16 protein-coding genes are annotated in these 17,211 nt (G+C 53.1%); all 16 read left to right on the top strand.

The window, feature by feature from the left end:
• The first annotated feature begins 107 nt into the window (after nucleotides 1–107).
• Nucleotides 108–653: a ribonuclease M5 gene (gene rnmV / locus PBA01S_RS17285; RefSeq protein ID WP_016314709.1), complete on the top strand. Its 546-nt coding sequence runs from the start codon at nucleotides 108–110 to the stop codon at nucleotides 651–653.
• Nucleotides 654–658: 5 nt separating this feature from the next.
• On the top strand, nucleotides 659–1,555 hold the full coding sequence (gene rsmA, locus PBA01S_RS17280; protein ID WP_127576422.1) for a 16S rRNA (adenine(1518)-N(6)/adenine(1519)-N(6))-dimethyltransferase RsmA: 897 nt from the start codon (nucleotides 659–661) through the stop codon (nucleotides 1,553–1,555).
• Nucleotides 1,556–1,593: 38 nt separating this feature from the next.
• Nucleotides 1,594–2,496 carry a sporulation peptidase YabG gene (gene yabG, locus PBA01S_RS17275; RefSeq protein WP_036700888.1) on the top strand — a complete coding sequence of 301 codons (903 nt, stop codon included), beginning with the start codon at nucleotides 1,594–1,596 and terminating at the stop codon, nucleotides 2,494–2,496.
• A gap of 207 nt (nucleotides 2,497–2,703) precedes the next feature.
• Nucleotides 2,704–2,979 (top strand): biofilm formation stimulator Veg, encoded by a 276-nt coding sequence (gene veg, locus PBA01S_RS17270; protein WP_009226353.1) that lies wholly within the window; start codon nucleotides 2,704–2,706, stop codon nucleotides 2,977–2,979.
• 197 nt (nucleotides 2,980–3,176) lie between these two features.
• Nucleotides 3,177–3,356 (top strand): small, acid-soluble spore protein, alpha/beta type, encoded by a 180-nt coding sequence (locus tag PBA01S_RS17265; protein WP_016314706.1) that lies wholly within the window; start codon nucleotides 3,177–3,179, stop codon nucleotides 3,354–3,356.
• 188 nt (nucleotides 3,357–3,544) lie between these two features.
• Entirely contained in the window at nucleotides 3,545–4,399 is an 855-nt protein-coding gene (ispE, locus tag PBA01S_RS17260) for a 4-(cytidine 5'-diphospho)-2-C-methyl-D-erythritol kinase (protein WP_028539766.1), read from the top strand.
• Nucleotides 4,400–4,513: 114 nt separating this feature from the next.
• Nucleotides 4,514–5,350, top strand: a complete 837-nt coding sequence (purR, locus tag PBA01S_RS17255) for a pur operon repressor (RefSeq protein ID WP_028539767.1) — start codon at nucleotides 4,514–4,516, stop codon at nucleotides 5,348–5,350.
• A 176-nt stretch (nucleotides 5,351–5,526) separates the two neighbouring features.
• Complete coding sequence (spoVG, locus tag PBA01S_RS17250; protein ID WP_009226349.1) at nucleotides 5,527–5,811, top strand: septation regulator SpoVG; 285 nt, start codon at nucleotides 5,527–5,529, stop codon at nucleotides 5,809–5,811.
• A 165-nt stretch (nucleotides 5,812–5,976) separates the two neighbouring features.
• On the top strand, nucleotides 5,977–7,377 hold the full coding sequence (glmU, locus tag PBA01S_RS17245) for a bifunctional UDP-N-acetylglucosamine diphosphorylase/glucosamine-1-phosphate N-acetyltransferase GlmU (protein WP_028539768.1): 1,401 nt from the start codon (nucleotides 5,977–5,979) through the stop codon (nucleotides 7,375–7,377).
• Nucleotides 7,378–7,489: 112 nt separating this feature from the next.
• The gene (locus PBA01S_RS17240; protein WP_009226347.1) at nucleotides 7,490–8,443 is read left to right on the top strand and encodes a ribose-phosphate diphosphokinase; all 954 of its coding nucleotides are present in this window, start codon (nucleotides 7,490–7,492) and stop codon (nucleotides 8,441–8,443) included.
• A 664-nt stretch (nucleotides 8,444–9,107) separates the two neighbouring features.
• The gene (gene pth / locus PBA01S_RS17235) at nucleotides 9,108–9,668 is read left to right on the top strand and encodes an aminoacyl-tRNA hydrolase (RefSeq protein ID WP_009226346.1); all 561 of its coding nucleotides are present in this window, start codon (nucleotides 9,108–9,110) and stop codon (nucleotides 9,666–9,668) included.
• A gap of 85 nt (nucleotides 9,669–9,753) precedes the next feature.
• A complete protein-coding gene (fin, locus tag PBA01S_RS17230) occupies nucleotides 9,754–9,984 on the top strand; it encodes an anti-sigma-F factor Fin (RefSeq protein ID WP_127576421.1) in 231 nt (76 codons plus the stop codon).
• A gap of 157 nt (nucleotides 9,985–10,141) precedes the next feature.
• Nucleotides 10,142–13,666, top strand: coding sequence for a transcription-repair coupling factor (gene mfd / locus PBA01S_RS17225; protein WP_028539770.1), 3,525 nt, complete (start codon nucleotides 10,142–10,144; stop codon nucleotides 13,664–13,666).
• Entirely contained in the window at nucleotides 13,653–14,774 is a 1,122-nt protein-coding gene (locus PBA01S_RS17220) for a peptidylprolyl isomerase (RefSeq protein ID WP_127576420.1), read from the top strand. The genes mfd and PBA01S_RS17220 overlap by 14 nt, the downstream gene beginning before the upstream one ends.
• A 313-nt stretch (nucleotides 14,775–15,087) precedes the next feature.
• The gene (gene spoVT, locus PBA01S_RS17215) at nucleotides 15,088–15,630 is read left to right on the top strand and encodes a stage V sporulation protein T (protein WP_016314699.1); all 543 of its coding nucleotides are present in this window, start codon (nucleotides 15,088–15,090) and stop codon (nucleotides 15,628–15,630) included.
• 207 nt (nucleotides 15,631–15,837) lie between these two features.
• On the top strand, nucleotides 15,838–17,211 hold a 1,374-nt coding region (locus PBA01S_RS17210), incomplete at its 3' end, for a polysaccharide biosynthesis protein (protein ID WP_255315381.1).

Raw genomic sequence — 17,211 nt, 5'->3', positions numbered from 1 at the left:
TAGTATTAGGATGATGAATAAGACAGTGGATTAGAAGAGGATGTAATGATCCTCTTCTTTTTGTTATTCTGGTGGAGACAAGCAAGAACAGGAAGGAAGACAAATTCATGATCAAAGAGGTCATCGTGGTGGAGGGTCGAGACGACACCGTGGCCATTAAGCGCGCCGTAGAGGCGGATACCATCGAGACCGGAGGTTCGGCGATCGGCGAAGCCGTGCTCAAGAAAATCGCATTGGCGCAGGAACGCCGGGGCGTGATTATTTTTACGGACCCCGACCATGCCGGGGAGCGGATTCGCAAAATTGTGGCCGCACGGGTGCCGGGCTGCAAGCACGCTTTCCTGCCGGAGGCGGAGGCGACGAAGCGAGGCGACATCGGGGTGGAGAACGCCTCGCCGGAGGCGATTCGCGCCGCGTTATCTCGGGTCCGCAGCGAAGCGCCTGGAGTAGAGGCCGCGATCACCTGGGAAGACTTGATAAACGCAGGGTTAATCGTGCACCCGCAAGCGGCGGCGCGGCGAAAAGCGCTGGGCGAGCTGCTGGGTATCGGATATTGTAACGGAAAGCAGCTCTACAAGCGGTTAACCGTGTTCCGGATCAGCCGCGAGGAGTTTGCAGCTGCGTTAGCCGAGTTGGAAAGCAAAGGAGTTTAAGAACCATGAGCATAAGGGAAGACGTATCCACACCGCGCCGGACGAAGGAGATCATCCAGCGGCACGGTTTTTCGTTCAAAAAGAGCCTGGGGCAAAACTTTCTGATCGACCAGAACATCCTCGGTAAAATCGTTGCCGCCGCCGAATTGGACGAGAGCCAGGGGGCACTCGAAATCGGACCCGGAATCGGCGCGTTAACGGAGAAGCTGGCGCAGGAGGCGGGCAAGGTGGCCGCGGTCGAGATCGACCAGCGACTGATCCCGATTCTGCAGGAGGTGCTGGAGCCGTACCCGCACGTCCATGTGATCCATGGCGACGTGTTAAAGCTGGACCTGCAGGCTTTATTTGCGGCTGAGTTCAGTGAGGTGAGCGGCGTCAGTGTCGTTGCCAATCTGCCTTACTACGTGACGACTCCCATCATGATGAAACTGCTGGAAGAGAAGCTCCCGCTGAGAAATATCGTCGTCATGATCCAGAAGGAAGTGGCTGAGCGTATGGCCGCGGCTCCTGGCGGCAAGGATTACGGCAGCCTCAGCATCGCCGTGCAGTATTACAGCATTCCGGAGATGATCTGTACGGTGCCGCACAGCGTGTTTATTCCGCAGCCGAATGTAGAGTCTGCCGTGATTCGCTTAACCGTGCGGGAGACCCCAGCGGTGGCGGTTCAGGATGAGGCCTTTTTCTTCGAGGTGGTACAGGCCTCTTTTGCCCAGAGACGCAAGACGATTTCCAACAATCTGAAAAGCCGCTTCTTCCCGAAGGAAGGGCGCGAGAGACTGGAGCAACTGCTGGAAGAAGCCGGGATTCAGCCTTCCCGGCGAGCGGAGACCTTAAGCCTGAACGAGTTCGCCAAGCTGAGCGATACGCTGCTGAATGCCGGCGTGAAGGAACTCCGCGTGTAACCATTCCCTCTTATCGCCCATACGATGGGATAGAGGTGATGGATTTGGCGAATTTGGGAGACTTGGTCGTCCGCAAATCATACGGTGGAGATGTTACGTTCCGAATCGAACAGATTGTGCGGAGTGAAGCGATTATTAAAGGAACGGAATTCCGGCTGCTGGCGGATGCGCCCTTAACCGATTTGGTCAGGGTAGACCCGGCTTCCCCAGGAGAGACGACGCAGCGGGCCCGCATTAAGGCGACGGAATCGCTGAAGCGGTTAACGCAAGACCGCAAGGAATTGGCAGAACGCAATCGAATGGTGATTGGACGGGATCTGTATGGGCAAGGAGAGACGGCCTATTTTGAGGTCCCAGGGAAGGTCCTGCATTTAGATGGGGACGAACGCTATTTACAAAAGAGCCTAAGCCTGTATCAGAAGCTGCGCGTCCCGGTTCAAGGCTATTATGTCACGGAATCGCAAATGGCAAATGCGCTGTACCGTCTGTTGCCTGTGGTCAAGCCGGATATCGTCGTGATCACGGGTCATGACGGCGTGTTAAAATCGCGCCCCACCAGCGATCTTTATAATTTGACCAGCTATAAAAATTCCAAGTATTTTGTGGAGGCCATTCAAATGGCTCGGCAATACGAACGGAATTTCGATACGTTAACGATTGTGGCCGGCGCTTGCCAGTCGCATTTTGAGGCGCTGCTGCAGGCGGGGGCTAATTTTGCTAGTTCGCCCGGCCGGGTGCTGATCCATGCGCTGGATCCGGTGTATATCGCCGCTAAAGCGTCGCTCACCTCGATTCGGGATACGATCCAGATTACTGACGTGCTGAATCATACGATCAGCGGCGCCCAGGGGGTTGGCGGGATCGAGACTCGTGGCAGTTACCGAATCGGGTTGCCCAAACTGAAGGACTTGTCGACGCTGAAAGTGGTGCCGTCCATGTGAAAGGGTTGCCGGAAGGAACTGAGGCTAGTGCCCCAGGACCTTCCGGTTATTTTTTAGTACCTGGCTCTTTAGCCATCAGGTAAAAAGAAAATGTCGAAAAATAATCGTTGACACATCTTTTTTGCTGCTGATATAATTATTTATTTCGATTTGACAAGTTTGTGACTTTCCTGTATAATGGACAAAGAAAGAAGGTGGTCACAGGCAATGGCTAAAAATGCGCTGTCGGAAATAAAGCATAGTCTCGACGCCCACGTTGGACAGAAAATTATGCTCCGGGCAAACGGTGGTCGCCGGAAGACCGTCGAACGCACTGGAGTATTGGAGGAGACCTATCCTTCGGTCTTCATTGTGAAGCTGGATCAAGAGCAGCAAACCTTTAAGCGTGTGTCTTACAGTTATGCCGATATACTGACCGAATCCGTTGAAGTTATGGTTTATGACGACAACGACGGGATGCGGATTTCGTATATTAAACCGTGAACATCATGAATCAAACCGCAAACGGTTCTCGCCTTCGGGTGAGACCGTTTTTTTCTTTTTTTTACGGGTAATGGGTTCATCCACCAAGGTTGCCGGTGTTCACTTTAGATGGACAAAATCTCGGTGTATGCTCGCATCGGTGCTCGCGTATACTAACCATCGTTCCTATTTCCATGGCCAAAAGGAGGAGACTGACCATGTCGCGAAGAAGACGCAGCGTGATGTCGGAGAACTTGAAGGTCGAATTAGCGAAGGATCTGGGATTTTACGATACCGTCCAGCAGGAGGGCTGGGGCGGCATCAAGGCCAAAGATGCGGGCAATATGGTGAAGCGGGCGATTGAGCTTGCCGAGAAGGCAGCCGCGAAACAGCAATAACCTCTGCCACAGCGAAGCGTCCCTTTCAGGGAGCTTCGTTTTTTTCGTTGGATGAAGTAAGATAGAGGGAGAAAAAAATGTCTTTCATACATAGACGTGGAGGCAACGTTTTTTTAGAATAAAAGAATGTGCTAATAAGACCGGATGGATGCGGATATTCCACGGAATTGCTGAGGTGGGGAAGCGGCATGAAAATTTACGAAAAAGCACCGGCCAAAATTAACTTAATGCTCGACGTGTTACATAAACGTCCCGACGGATACCATGAGGTCGAGATGATCATGACGATGGTGGATCTGGCGGACCGTTTGGAAATGAGCGCTCTTCCGCGGGATACAATCATTATTTCGAGCCAGGCCGGATATATTCCGCTGGATGAGAAGAACTTGGCGTTTCAAGCGGCGAAGCTGATCAAGGAACGCTACAATGTGCGGAGCGGGGTTTATATCCACCTCGATAAGAAAATACCGGTCGCTGCCGGCCTTGCCGGCGGAAGCAGCGATGCTGCGGCGACGCTGCGGGGCTTAAACCGTTTATGGGAGCTTGGCATTCCCGAAGAGGAGCTCAAGGAGCTGGGGGCGGAGCTGGGTTCAGATGTGCCGTTTTGCGTGACGGGCGGGACGGCGCTGGCGACAGGGCGAGGCGAAGTGTTGACGCCGCTGGCGAATCCGCCGCAATGCTGGGTGGTGTTAGCGAAGCCACCGATCAACGTGTCGACGGCCGAGGTGTATGGGCGCCTGCAGGCGGAGCAAATTACCGATCATCCATCGGCAATCCGGATGCGAGAGGCGCTGGAGAGACGCTCATTCACGGAGGTATGCCAAGCGCTCGGTAACGTGCTGGAGCAGGTGACGCTGGAGCTTCATCCAGAGGTAGCGCAACTGAAAGAGGCAATGCTGCGTCTTGGCGCGGACGGCGTGTTAATGTCGGGCAGCGGACCTACGGTATTTGGGCTCGTCTCGAAAGAATCGAAGGTGTCCCGCATCTATAACGGATTGCGCGGGTTCTGCAAAGAGGTTTACGCCGTACGGTTGTTGACTTGAAGCTCGGCTGCGGAACTGAAGCCGGGTACTCCTTCCTCGTTCCAAGGCTTGGACAAATCCGTACAAAAGTGTTATAGTTTCATTAAAATATTCGGATTTAGCGAGGGGTACTTCGTGAAGAAATTAAAAAGAAGCGCTCGTTTGGTGGAGATGACCCATTATCTGTTGTCTAGACCACACCATTTAATCCCGCTGACTACCTTTGCGCAACGGTATGGGGCGGCCAAGTCGTCCATCAGCGAGGATCTGGGGATTATTAAAGAAGTGTTTGAAGGCGAAGGCATGGGGGAATTGCTGACGCTTGCCGGGGCGGCCGGCGGCGTGAAATATATTCCCCGGGTCGGACGGGAGCAAGCGAACGCTTTTATCCAGCACCTCTGTGAGAAGCTGGCGCAGCCAGACCGAATTTTACCGGGCGGATATTTGTATATGTCGGATCTTTTGGGACAACCGGCGTTGATGAATGAAGCGGGCAAGTTGTTTGCAACCGTATTCGGCGATTTGGAGATCGACTGCATCATGACCGTGGAAACGAAGGGGATCCCTCTCGCTTATGCAACGGGAGCGGAACTGAATCTGCCCGTCGTCCTGGTTCGTCGCGACCATCAGGTGACGGAAGGATCCGCCGTTAGCATCAATTACGTATCGGGCTCCCACAAGAGCCTGCATACGATGACGCTGTCGCGCCGGGCATTGAAGGAACACTCTCGCGTCTTGATCGTCGATGACTTTATGAAGGCGGGGGGCACGATCCAAGGGATGGTTGACCTGTTGGCCGAGTTTAACGCAGAGGTTGCAGGAGTTGGGGTTCTGGTTGAATCGGGCGAAGTTGCCAGCGAACAGCGTCTGCTACATGATTACGTTTCCCTGGCTACACTTCGGGCGGTAGATCCCAAGGAGAAGGAGATTTCAGTAGAACCTGGGAATTATTTTTCGAAATTTGAACAATAAGAACTATGTCGATATCTCCTCAAATTGTAAGAATTCTCGACGAAACATGTCGAAAACCCCGTTTTATCAAAAAAAATCGTGATTTTAGGCCATTTTGTTGATCAAAAAAAAAGGATTTCGGTTTGCTGTGTGGAATAATACACCAAGTCTCTGATGGAAAAAGGTGGTGAACACATATGCAAATTACGGATGTAAGACTCCGCCGAGTCAGCTCTGAGGGCAGAATGAAGGCCATCGCATCCATTACCATCGATAACGAATTTGTTGTTCATGACATTCGCGTCATCGATGGGAACAATGGGATGTTCGTAGCAATGCCTAGCAAGCGCACGCCGGACGGGGAGTTCCGGGATATCGCTCATCCGATTTCCTCCGGTACTCGCGAGAAGATTCAAGCCGCTGTTCTGGCTGAGTACGAGCGCGCCGCCGAACAAGAGGAAGCGATTGAAGAAGGGGCGTAAGTCGCATTTATTTGATTTATCGATCAATTGGGGTTCGAGGAAAAGGGAGCCATGTCCGCATGGCTCCCTTTTCTTTTTGCCCTAAATGAGATATATTCAGTAATGAGTTTTAATGAGAGAGAGAGAAATACTTCTTTTTTTAAAAATAAGAAGGAGGCCGGGGACTTGAAGAGATTAGCGATCGTTCTTGCCGCAGGCCAAGGGAAACGGATGAAGTCCAAGCTCTATAAGGTGCTTCACCCCGTTTGCGGCAAACCGATGGTTGGGCATGTACTAAATGCGGTTCAAGAAGCAGGTTGCGAACGCAGCATCGTCGTTGTTGGCCATGGAGCTGAAGCTGTAAAATCCTATTTGGGTTCATCGGCGGAATACGTGTTGCAGGAGCAACAGCTGGGAACCGGACATGCCGTCAAGCAGGCCGGGCCATTATTGGCGGGAGAAGAAGGAGTCACACTGGTTATTTGTGGCGATACCCCTTTGGTTACGGCGGAAACACTGGAAGCTCTTTTCGAACTTCATCAACGTAAGGGAGCGGCAGCAACCGTACTTACAGCGGTAATGGAACAACCGTATGGTTACGGCCGAGTGATCCGCGGCGCTAACGGAACGGTTGAACGGATTGTTGAACAGAAGGACTGCTCGCCGGAGGAAGCCGCCGTGCAGGAAATTAACACAGGCACTTATTGCTTTGATAATGCCAAATTGTTTGCTGCACTGGAGAAAGTAACGAACAACAACGCGCAACAGGAGTATTATCTTACCGACGTGATCGGCATTTTGGTGCAGGCGAACGAAATTGTCGAAGGTTATGCGGTAGCAGACGTTCGCGAATCGATTGGCGTCAATGACCGGGTGGCCTTGGCGGAAGCTGAAGCCGTCATGCGGGAACGCATCGTGCGGGGCCATATGTTGAACGGCGTAACGGTGATTGATCCAGCTTCTACGTACATCGGGGCCGATGTTACCATTGGAGCGGATACCGTAATTTATCCAGGTACCGTTCTATCCGGGAAAACGTCCATCGGCGAAGATTGCGTGATTGGGCCGGCTGCAGAAATCGAAGATAGCGTGATCCAAAACGGCGCGAAGGTGAAACAGTCGGTGCTGAGCCAGGCGGAAGTCGGCCAGGAGACGACAGTTGGTCCTTTCGCTTATTTGCGTCCAGGGGCGAAGCTCGGAGCACATGTGAAGGTTGGCGATTTTGTTGAAATCAAAAATGCAACCCTCGATGAAGGCTCCAAAGTCTCGCACCTCAGCTATATCGGCGATGCGAAGGTTGGTAAGAACGTGAATATTGGCTGCGGCGCGATAACAGTGAACTATGATGGTTATAATAAGTCCATTACGGAGATTGAGGACGATGCTTTTGTTGGCAGTAACGTCAACTTGATCGCTCCGGTGAAGGTGGGCAAAGGCGCTTATGTCGTTGCCGGATCCACGATTACGCAATCGGTTCCGGACAATGATCTTGCTATTGCCAGAACCCGGCAGGAGAATAAACCCGGCTATGCCGAGAAGATTCGTGCCCGGGCGAAAGCGAAGAAGGAAAGACAGCGACAATCTTAATTTCAAATGCAGTGATCTGCAGTGACCATTTGAATAGACGGGGTAGCTGTGAAGGCGGGTTGTTTAAGAGACTCCCTGACGCTATCTACACAGCACGGAGGGTTTTAATTTTATGACTTATTGTGATTCTAAATTAAAGATATTCACCTGTAACTCCAATCCGAAATTGGCTCATCAAATCGCCGACTATATCGGCATTCCGATGGGCGAATCGGAGACGACGAGCTTTAGTGACGGCGAAATACAGGTCAAGCTGTCCGAAAGCGTTCGGGGCTGCCACGTCTATGTGGTGCAATCGACTTGCGCACCTGTCAACGATAACTTGATGGAGCTCCTCGTGATGGTGGATGCTTTGAAAAGAGCTTCGGCCAAGAGCATTAATGTCGTTATCCCGTATTACGGTTACGCCCGCCAAGACCGGAAAGCCCGTTCGCGCGATCCGATCACGGCGAAGCTGGTTGCCAATCTGATCGAGAAAGCCGGCGCACATCGGGTCATTACGATGGACCTTCATGCGATGCAGATCCAAGGCTTCTTCGATATCCCGGTGGATCATATGCTAGGCGTGCCGATCTTGGCCCAGTATTTCCGTTCCAAGCATATCGCGAATCCGGTTGTCGTCTCGCCTGACCATGGCGGGGTGGTACGTGCCCGTAAGCTGGCGGATTTCCTGAACGCTCCGCTGGCGATCATCGACAAGCGCCGTCCAGAACCGAATGTCAGCGAAGTCATGAACATTATCGGGAACATCGAAGGGAAAACTGCGATTCTCGTCGACGACATCATCGATACCGCCGGTACGATTGTCCTTGGTGCCAACGCGCTCAAGGAAGGCGGGGTAGAAGAAGTGTACGCTTGCTGTACGCACCCTGTCTTGTCCGGTCCGGCGATGGAACGTCTGGAAAACTCTCCGCTGAAGGAAGTGATCGTGACCGATACGATCCCGATCACACATCCGAATCCGACAAGCAAGCTCAAAGTGCTGTCTGTCGCTCCGCTGATGGGCGAAGCGATTATTCGCGTGCACGAGGAGCTGTCGATCAGCAAGCTGTTCGAGATCGAATAAAATGGTCACTGCCACACCAGGGGTTGCGTCCTCCCAATCGGGGACGTAACCCCTATCGGTGTATTGGCAGTGTTGGGTGTTAGGCGGAGGCAGGCATCCGTGTGAAATGTTCTTACGATCGCTGTTGCTCGCGGATTTCTTGAATTGGACTAAAATCAGAAGTGGTAGAAATCCGCTCACAAAGGCGAACGCCTCGCTTCTTCAGAACATTTCCCCCTCTTGCCTGAATCCGCCCAACGGACAATGCTGCCCCACCGATCGAGTGGTGATGGCCATACGCTGAGGGCAACGTCCTCGTTAGGGTGTTGGCCGCAATGCCCTGGAGTGGCAGTGGGGTGGGGAGTAGTAGGGACGACGGGATTGTTGGCACTCCCCGTCGGTGAATACAAACTAACTGGAATTTCTACCGTTAATTTTGGCGGGAACGTAGGTTTTGGGCGATTTAACGGTAAATTGTATAGTTAATTTGGGTACTTTTTCGCTAAAGTGGCAATTTCGCTGAAATTAACAGTAGGTTTTACCGTTAGTTGCGCGGACAGCCGATCCACGCCGAAATTAACGGTACATTTTCCAGTTAATTCGAGGCAAGTAGTAGTTAGTTTAACGAACAATCAAGCACCAGAGGCGGTTTGAAGATACATTAGCGTTTGGAGGGACATGACCCATGAAGTGGATCGTAGGGCTCGGCAATCCGGGAGCCCAATATGAGAAAACCCGGCATAATATCGGCTTTATGGCCGTGGATGAGCTGGCGCGCCGGCATGGCATCGAGATCAAGCAAAGCAAGTGCAAGGCTTTGATTGGAGAGGGGATGCTGCCGGGCGGGAAAGTCGTGCTGATCAAGCCGATGACCTACATGAATTTATCTGGCGAAGCGGTGCGCGCTTATATGGACTACTATAAGGCGTCGATTGAAGACATGATCGTGGTGTACGACGACCTCGACACCGAGTTGGGGCGTAATCGGCTGAGATATCAAGGCAGTGCCGGTGGGCACAACGGCATTAAGTCGATCATTCAACATATCGGCACGCAGACGTTTAACCGAATTCGGATGGGCATTTCCCGGCCGGAGCCAGGGTATGCGGTCGTAGATTATGTTCTGTCGCCGTTTCCGAAGAAAGATAAGCCGCTGCTTGATCAGTCCATTCAAGCGGCATGCGATGCATTGGAATATAGCCTGGACCATACCTTCGAACAAACGATGGCAAAGTTTAACGGCTAAATAATTGATCTAGCAGGGTCGATAGGCTAAAAGCCGTCCGCTTGGGGCATACTGGAGACATAATGAATCTTCAGGAGGCATATAGATGGCTGTAAACTATGTTTGTCGGCACTGCCGAACGGTGATTGGTAGAATCGAATCGCCTCAAGTCACAGAAGCCCAATTAGGCTTCCATTCCTTGACCCCCGATGAGCGGAGAGATATAATAGCGTATGATTCAAATGGCGAAATGACGGTCCGGGTGACTTGCGACTATTGCAAGGAAGCCCTTGATCATAACCCGGAACTGATGTTGCTTACGAATCCTTTGCAGTAAACTGCAAGCTACGAGGAACACGGACAAATTTACCGGAATATACGGTTATAGAGCCTTGGCACGTTGCTGAGGCTCCTTTTTGGTTCGGGTAAGCTGGACTTACCCTTTTCGTCTAGCCATAGATTTCTATCCATCAGCAGTAAGAGAGGTGCCTCATTTGCTACAAGCACTTATTCAAGCTTTTTCACGCGATACCGATTTTGCTTCGACGGTTGCGGGCATTCAGTCGGGCATGAAGGAGCAGTTGATTTCCGGCTTGTCGGGTTCGTCCAGGCAAGTGATGCTAGCCGCGCTGCATCAGGAAACGAAGCGACCGCTGCTCGTCGTGACCCACAATATGTTCTCCGCACAGAAAATTTATGAAGATTTACAGGAAGCGCTATCACCGGATCAGGTACTGATGTACCCGGCGAATGAGCTGGTTGCTGCTGAATCGGCGGTATCCAGCCCGGAAACGCTGGCCCAGCGGATCGAGGTGCTGCTGCAATGCTCCCGGGGATTCCGAGGCATTGTGGTGGTGCCTTATTCCGGTATTCGCCGCTATATCCCAACGCCGGAAGCTATGGCCGAAGCAGGACTGACCGTCCGGCTCGGAGGCACGCTGGAACTGGAGCGGTTCATGACGCAAATGGTCGAGCTAGGCTATGAGCGGGTCGAACGGGTGGAATCCCGCGGCGAAATGAGCCTGCGTGGGGGCATTATTGACTTCTATCCGCTCACAGCGTCCATGGCTTACCGGGTGGAGCTGTTTGATGATGAAGTGGATTCGATCCGGACCTTTGATCCGGCGGATCAGCGATCGGTGGACCAGATCAAGGAAGTGTTCATTCCACCTTGCAAGGAACTGATCGCAACGAAGGAACGGATGAGCCAGGCAGCGCAGGCGCTCTCGGAGAAGCTGGAGATCCAGCTGGATAAAATGACCGATCGCCAGGCCAAAAACCGTCTCCGTGAAGAGATGTACAAAGAGATCGAAATGCTGCGCGAGCATGTTTATTTTTCGGAAATCTATAAATATATTTCTTTGATCTATCCAGAGCGAAAAACGTTATATGACTACATGCCAGAAGATACGCTGCTGATTCTGGACGAACCGTCGCGCCTGCTGGAAACGGCCAAGCAGCTGGAACGCGATGAGGCGGAGTGGAATCTGCACTTGTACCAGAACGGGAAGAGTCTCCCTGACCTGCCGCTCGCGGTGGACGTGGATCATCTGATCTACCATCGTCCGTTCCAGACGTTGTTCTTGTCGCTGTTCCTGCGTCAAGTCCCGCATTCCCAGCCGCAGAATATCGTGAATTTCGTGACGCGGGCGATGCAGGATTTCCATGGGCAGATGAATGTCCTAAAGGCGGAGATGGAGCGTTGGAAAAAGAGCGGCGCTCACGTCATCATGCTGGCCAGCACCGAAGAGCGCATGGATCGGATGCGGCGGGTGTTGCAGGATTACGGCATTGAAGAGCCTCAATTGCTGCAAGGCAACCTGCAGTCCGGCTTCGAACTGCCCTCGGTACACCTCGTTGTGATTACCGAAGGCGAGATGTTCTCCCAGAAGCAGCGCAAAGCGCGCCGTGTCGTCAAGAGCATGGACAATGCCGAACGGATCAAGAGCTATACCGAGCTGAAGATCGGCGATTACGTCGTTCACCAGAACCACGGGATCGGGAAATACATGGGCATCGGTACGCTGGAGGTCGGCGGCATTCACAAGGATTACATGCATATCCTCTATGCCGGCGGTGACAAGCTGTCGGTGCCGATCGAACAGATCGACATGATTCAGAAATATGTAGGTTCTGAGGACAAGGAGCCGAAGATCTACAAGCTGGGCGGTAACGAGTGGAACCGCGTCAAGAACAAAGTCCGTTCCTCCGTCCAAAATATTGCCGACGACTTGATTAAGCTGTACGCAGAGCGGCAGGCGGCCCCGGGGTATGCATTTGAGAAGGACACGCCGGAGCAACAGGAATTCGAAGCGATGTTCCCGTATGAGGAAACTCCAGACCAGCTGCGGGCCATTGAGGAAATCAAGAAAGATATGGAACAAAGTCGTCCGATGGACCGTCTCTTGTGCGGTGACGTTGGTTACGGCAAGACCGAAGTTGCCATTCGTGCGGCCTTTAAGGCAGCGATTGAAGGCAAGCAGGTTGCGGTGCTTGTCCCAACGACGATTTTGGCACAGCAGCACTATGAGACGTTCCGGGAGCGGTTTGCCGGCTATCCGATCAACATTCAGACGCTTAGCCGCTTCCGCAGCCGCAAGGAGCAGAACGAAACCATTAAAGGGATTCGTCAAGGCACGGTGGATATCGTTATCGGAACCCACCGCATTTTGTCACAGGATCTGGTCTTTAAAGACTTGGGACTGCTGATCGTGGACGAAGAGCAACGGTTTGGCGTTACCCATAAAGAGAAGTTAAAGAAACTGAAAACCAACGTGGACGTGCTGACGCTGACGGCGACCCCGATTCCGCGGACGCTGCATATGTCCATGCTGGGCGTACGGGATCTGTCGGTTATTGAAACGCCGCCGGAAAATCGGTTCCCGGTGCAGACGTATGTCGTCGAGTACAGTCAATCGCTCGTACGCGAAGCGATCGAACGGGAGATGGCCCGGGGCGGCCAGATTTATTACTTGTATAACCGCGTGCAGGGGATTCATGAAATTGCCGCCCAAATCTCGATGCTCGTGCCGGAAGCGCGAGTGGTCGTGGGTCATGGTCAGATGTCGGAGCAGGAGCTGGAGAAGACGATTCTCGATTTTCTTGACGGGGAATACGATGTCTTGGTCAGCACTAGTATCATTGAAACCGGGGTGGACATTCCGAACGTCAATACGCTGATCGTGCATGATGCTGACAAGATGGGCTTGTCCCAGCTGTATCAGCTGCGCGGCCGTGTCGGACGGTCCAACCGGATCGCTTATGCTTATTTTACCTATCAAAAGGATAAGTCCTTAACGGAAGTAGCGGAGAAGCGGTTGCAATCGATTAAGGAATTTACGGAGCTCGGTTCCGGCTTCAAAATTGCGATGCGCGACTTAGCCATCCGCGGTGCCGGGAACTTGCTTGGTGCGGAGCAGCACGGCTTTATCGCTTCCGTCGGCTTCGATCTGTATTCGCAGATGCTGGCGGAAGAAATCCAGAAGCGGAAAATTACGATGCTCGGAGAGACGCCGCCGGCAGAGGCGACTTGGAACACCACGATCGATTTGGGCATCGACGCGTATTTGCCGTCGGATTACATTTACGACAGCATTCAGAAGATTGAGATCTACAAGAAGACTGCCTCGGTGCAGACGTTTGACGACGTGGCCGAGTTGGAGGACGAGTTGCTCGACCGGTTCGGGGAGTTGCCGGATGCGGTGCAGAATCTCCTGGCGGTTGCCCGCGTCAAGCTGTATGGCAAGCAGTATGGCATCGAGTCGATGACACTGCGGGGCGAGGAAGTGACGATCAAGTTCTACGAAGGTCAGGAACAAGCCATCGTTCCAAGCAAGCTTGCCGAAGTTGGCAATCTGTTCGGAAGACGTGTACAATTTAGTCAAGGATCCGTGATGCTTATCCGGATAAATATCAAGGGAATGGACGACAAAGAAATGATGGGCTTGCTGGAGCAGTTTCTCGGCGCCCTGAAGGATGCGTTCAAAGCGAAAGGGGAACTACAGAATGTTTCAAAGTAAAAGGCGCTCATGGAGAATGCTGCTGATTGGGCTTGTAGCGGTATTGGCTTTTTCCGTTATGGCGGGATGCGGCAAGAAGGATGCAAGCTCGGGAGGAAACGATACGAGTAAAGTAATCGCGACATACGATGGCGGCGAAATTACGGAGAATGAATTCGATCGCGAGCAGCGGATCGTGCTTGCCCTTCAGCCGCAAATGGAGCAATTCATGCAGATGGAAGACTTCCGTCAATATTTGGTGAAGCAAGAGATCGCCTATGAGTACCTTGAAGCCAAAGCCGACGCGAAGACGAAGGAAGCCGGTAAGAAGAAAGCCGAGGAGCAATTTGATTTGATGAAATCGTCCTACGGCGAAGATAATTTCAAGAAAATGCTGGACGCCCAGAAGGTATCCGAAGCCGAATTCAAGGACTACATGGTTCGGATTTATACCGTGATGGAAGGCGAAATGCAGAAGATCTCTGAAGATGACGTGAAGAAGGAATTCGAAGCGACGAAACAGGATTATACAACGGCTTCCGTTCGTCATATCCTGATTAACTTCACCGATCCAGACGGCAAAGAGCGGACGGAAGAGGAAACGCTCAAGCTGGCGAAGGAAGTCAAAGCGAAACTGGACAAGGGTGAGGATTTCGCTGCGTTGGCGAAGCAGTACTCCGAAGATCCAGGCTCCAAGGATAACGGCGGTTTGTATGAGAACGTGGAAGTGCGCGACTGGGTAATAGCTTTTAAACAAGCGGCCTTGACCCAACCGCTCAACCAAATCGGCGATCCGGTGAAGACGGAATACGGGTACCACATCATCCGCGTGGAGTCTCGGACCGAGAAGAAATTCGAGGATCTGACCCAGGAAGAGAAGGACATGATCCAAACGACGCTGGCCTCGAACAAATTGGACGAGTTCATGGCGGGGGATCTGGAGAAGAAGATCATCAAGAAGATCGAATTGCCTAAAGTGGAGACAAGTACCGGCGAAAATGGCGCGGGAACAGACACCAATGCGGGCAATGGCACCAATGCCGGAACGAATGAAGGTACGAATGCCGGGACGGACAGCAACGGAGCTGCCAACAATGCCGGTTCCAATAGCGGGAATACGAGCAAATAAAGCAGAGCTTAGAAGCAGCGCGGGGAGGTCCGTGCTGCTTTTTTGTGCGGACGGCCTTGCGGCTCCTTATACACATCCAACTGTTAAAAATCATGGTTCATTATGATGAATAAGGTGTTCGCCCGGGATGAATACTATGGTCAGAATCACAGAACAAGCCATCCCTGTCCCCACCTTCGGCCGCTCGTTTTGGCGAAGCTTATGGCGCATACATCTGCGTAAGCCGCAGATTACGTATAAAGTCCGATTAGGTGAAGCTTTAAAAAATCAAGCCGTAGTTCAAAACTTCTAAGAAAGCGGGGCATCAAGTGAAATGAAAGCTACTGGTATTGTACGCCGTATCGATGATTTAGGCCGTGTTGTTATTCCTAAGGAAATCCGCCGGACGTTGCGGATTCGGGAAGGAGATCCGCTCGAAATTTTCGTGGACCGGGATGGAGAAGTGATTTTGAAGAAATATTCGCCGATTGGAGAATTGGGCGATTTTGCCAAGGAATATGCGGAGTCGCTGTATGAGAGCACCAGCCATATTACCTTAATCTCTGACCGGGATACCATCATTGCTGTCGCAGGCGCTTCCAAGAAGGAGTACCTGGACAAGCAGATCAGCTCTTTGCTGGAAAGCAGTATGGATGGCCGCAAGATTATCATGGAAACCGAGTCGGGGTCGTACGAAATTACGAAGGATCATCCGGAGAACATCTCTTCGTTTGTGATAGCGCCAATTATTGCCGGCGGGGACCCAATTGGGACGGTGGTGCTTGTGAACAAGGACGATGCTGTAAAAATGTCCGATTTGGAATCGAAAATGGCAGAGACCGCTGCCGGTTTTCTCGCAAAACAGATGGAGCAGTAGAAAGAACGCAAAATATTTGCAAGACGCATGGAGGAACTTACACACACCGCTGTTTGGGGCGGACGCCGTCCGTCCGAAACGTAGAGGGATGTGTAAGTTTTTTTGTGTTGAACTTAGGAAATGGCGATAGCCTCCGTTTCGTCTTATAATGGAACCTGTTAGCTTTAAAACATGCTGATGACTGTTAAAGCAAAGTAGGTTGCCATGATGGAAACGAAGGAAAGCCTATCCTCCAAACTGCTCAAGGGAGCGGCCGTTCTGAGCGCGGCGGCGCTGATCACCAAGCTGCTGGGAATGCTGCAGAAGATCCCGCTGCAAAATATCGGGGGAGACGGCGTATTTGGCATTTATAATACGGTTTACCCTTTGTACACGCTGTTAGTTACGCTCACGACCTCGGGATTTCAGGCGGCGGTAGCCAAATTTATCGCGGAACGCCAGGCCCCTGGATGGGAAAGGGAGCGTAATGAGGTGCTGCGACTGGCATCGGCAACGATGCTGGGGTTGGGGGTTGCCTTTGCGGTGCTGCTTTATTTTGGCGCTCCGATCTTATCGCAGCTCATCGGAAGCAGCTTGTTGATTCCGGCTTTTCGCGGAGCGGCGCCCGCGTTGTTGCTCATTCCGGTGGCGGCGGCGCTGCGGGGATATTTTCAGGGACATCAAAATATGACGCCAACGGCGGTTTCCCAGGTGGTGGAGCAAGCCATTCGGGTCACGGTGATGATCGTCCTGTTGCTGGCGTTAAGCCGGGTGGGAGCCGCTGATGCGGATCTTGCCGGCGGGGCACTGGTCGGCTCCTCCGCAGGGGCAGCTGCAGGGCTTGCCGTGATGCTGTTGTATTGGCGGGGCTATACCCGTGCTTCACGGCAGCGGCGGCAAGCTGAATCCTCAGCGGAGGCCGATCCGCCGTTTCCTCAGACTAAAGGGCAGCAATGGTCCAAGCTCCTCAAGGTTGCGCTGCCGATCAGCTTGGCTTCGCTGGGGGTGCCGCTGATCAGCCTGGTGGATACGTTCACGCTGCCGCGGCTGCTCTCCGCCCATGGGGAAGAGCTGCGGATCATGGCCCAGGTGGGGATATACAACCGCGGTATCCCGTTGGTTCAGCTCGTCACGATGCTGGCGACGTCGCTGTCGGTCTTGTTTGTGCCCGCGATGGCTGAGTTGCAGATGAAGGGAGACACCGAAGCGATTCGGCGTCAGGTGCAGCTGGCTTTGCGCTGGTTCTGGCTGATCGGCCTGGCGGCTTCGCTGGGCCTGGCCTTGCTGGCCGCGCCCATCAACGTCATGCTGTACGAGGATGCGGCGGGATCGGCCACCCTGGCTTGGGTGGCCTGGACGGCGGCGCCCGGCGCGCTGGTCGCGGCGACGAGTGCCCTGCTCCAGGGCCTCGGCCACGTGCGCGCTCCGGCGCTGCACCTGCTCGCTGCGGCATTGCTCAAGACCGCGTTGAACGCGGTGCTCGTGCCGCAGCTTGGCATCACCGGCGCCGCCATCGCCGGCGTCGCCGCGTACGGCGCCGCAGCGGCGTTGAACGCCGCGCTGCTGCTGCGCCGGGTCCAGCTGCGTCCGCGCCTGCGGGAC

Origin of the sequence: Paenibacillus barengoltzii NBRC 101215, from assembly GCF_004000745.1 — a bacterium.
Lineage (GTDB): Bacteria > Bacillota > Bacilli > Paenibacillales > Paenibacillaceae > Fontibacillus > Fontibacillus barengoltzii.
This window is presented reverse-complemented; position numbering and strand designations above follow the sequence as displayed.

What these genes read in the sequence shown, in the direction of transcription:
- spoVT (WP_016314699.1), top strand. Translation starts at nt 15,088, where the DNA reads ATGAAAGCTACTGGTATTGTACGCCGTATCGATGATTTAGGCCGTGTT.
- spoVG (WP_009226349.1), top strand. Translation starts at nt 5,527, where the DNA reads ATGCAAATTACGGATGTAAGACTCCGCCGAGTCAGCTCTGAGGGCAGA.
- rsmA (WP_127576422.1), top strand. Translation starts at nt 659, where the DNA reads ATGAGCATAAGGGAAGACGTATCCACACCGCGCCGGACGAAGGAGATC.
- rnmV (WP_016314709.1), top strand. Translation starts at nt 108, where the DNA reads ATGATCAAAGAGGTCATCGTGGTGGAGGGTCGAGACGACACCGTGGCC.
- veg (WP_009226353.1), top strand. Translation starts at nt 2,704, where the DNA reads ATGGCTAAAAATGCGCTGTCGGAAATAAAGCATAGTCTCGACGCCCAC.
- fin (WP_127576421.1), top strand. Translation starts at nt 9,754, where the DNA reads ATGGCTGTAAACTATGTTTGTCGGCACTGCCGAACGGTGATTGGTAGA.
- pth (WP_009226346.1), top strand. Translation starts at nt 9,108, where the DNA reads ATGAAGTGGATCGTAGGGCTCGGCAATCCGGGAGCCCAATATGAGAAA.
- PBA01S_RS17220 (WP_127576420.1), top strand. Translation starts at nt 13,653, where the DNA reads ATGTTTCAAAGTAAAAGGCGCTCATGGAGAATGCTGCTGATTGGGCTT.
- PBA01S_RS17240 (WP_009226347.1), top strand. Translation starts at nt 7,490, where the DNA reads ATGACTTATTGTGATTCTAAATTAAAGATATTCACCTGTAACTCCAAT.
- yabG (WP_036700888.1), top strand. Translation starts at nt 1,594, where the DNA reads ATGGATTTGGCGAATTTGGGAGACTTGGTCGTCCGCAAATCATACGGT.
- ispE (WP_028539766.1), top strand. Translation starts at nt 3,545, where the DNA reads ATGAAAATTTACGAAAAAGCACCGGCCAAAATTAACTTAATGCTCGAC.
- PBA01S_RS17265 (WP_016314706.1), top strand. Translation starts at nt 3,177, where the DNA reads ATGTCGCGAAGAAGACGCAGCGTGATGTCGGAGAACTTGAAGGTCGAA.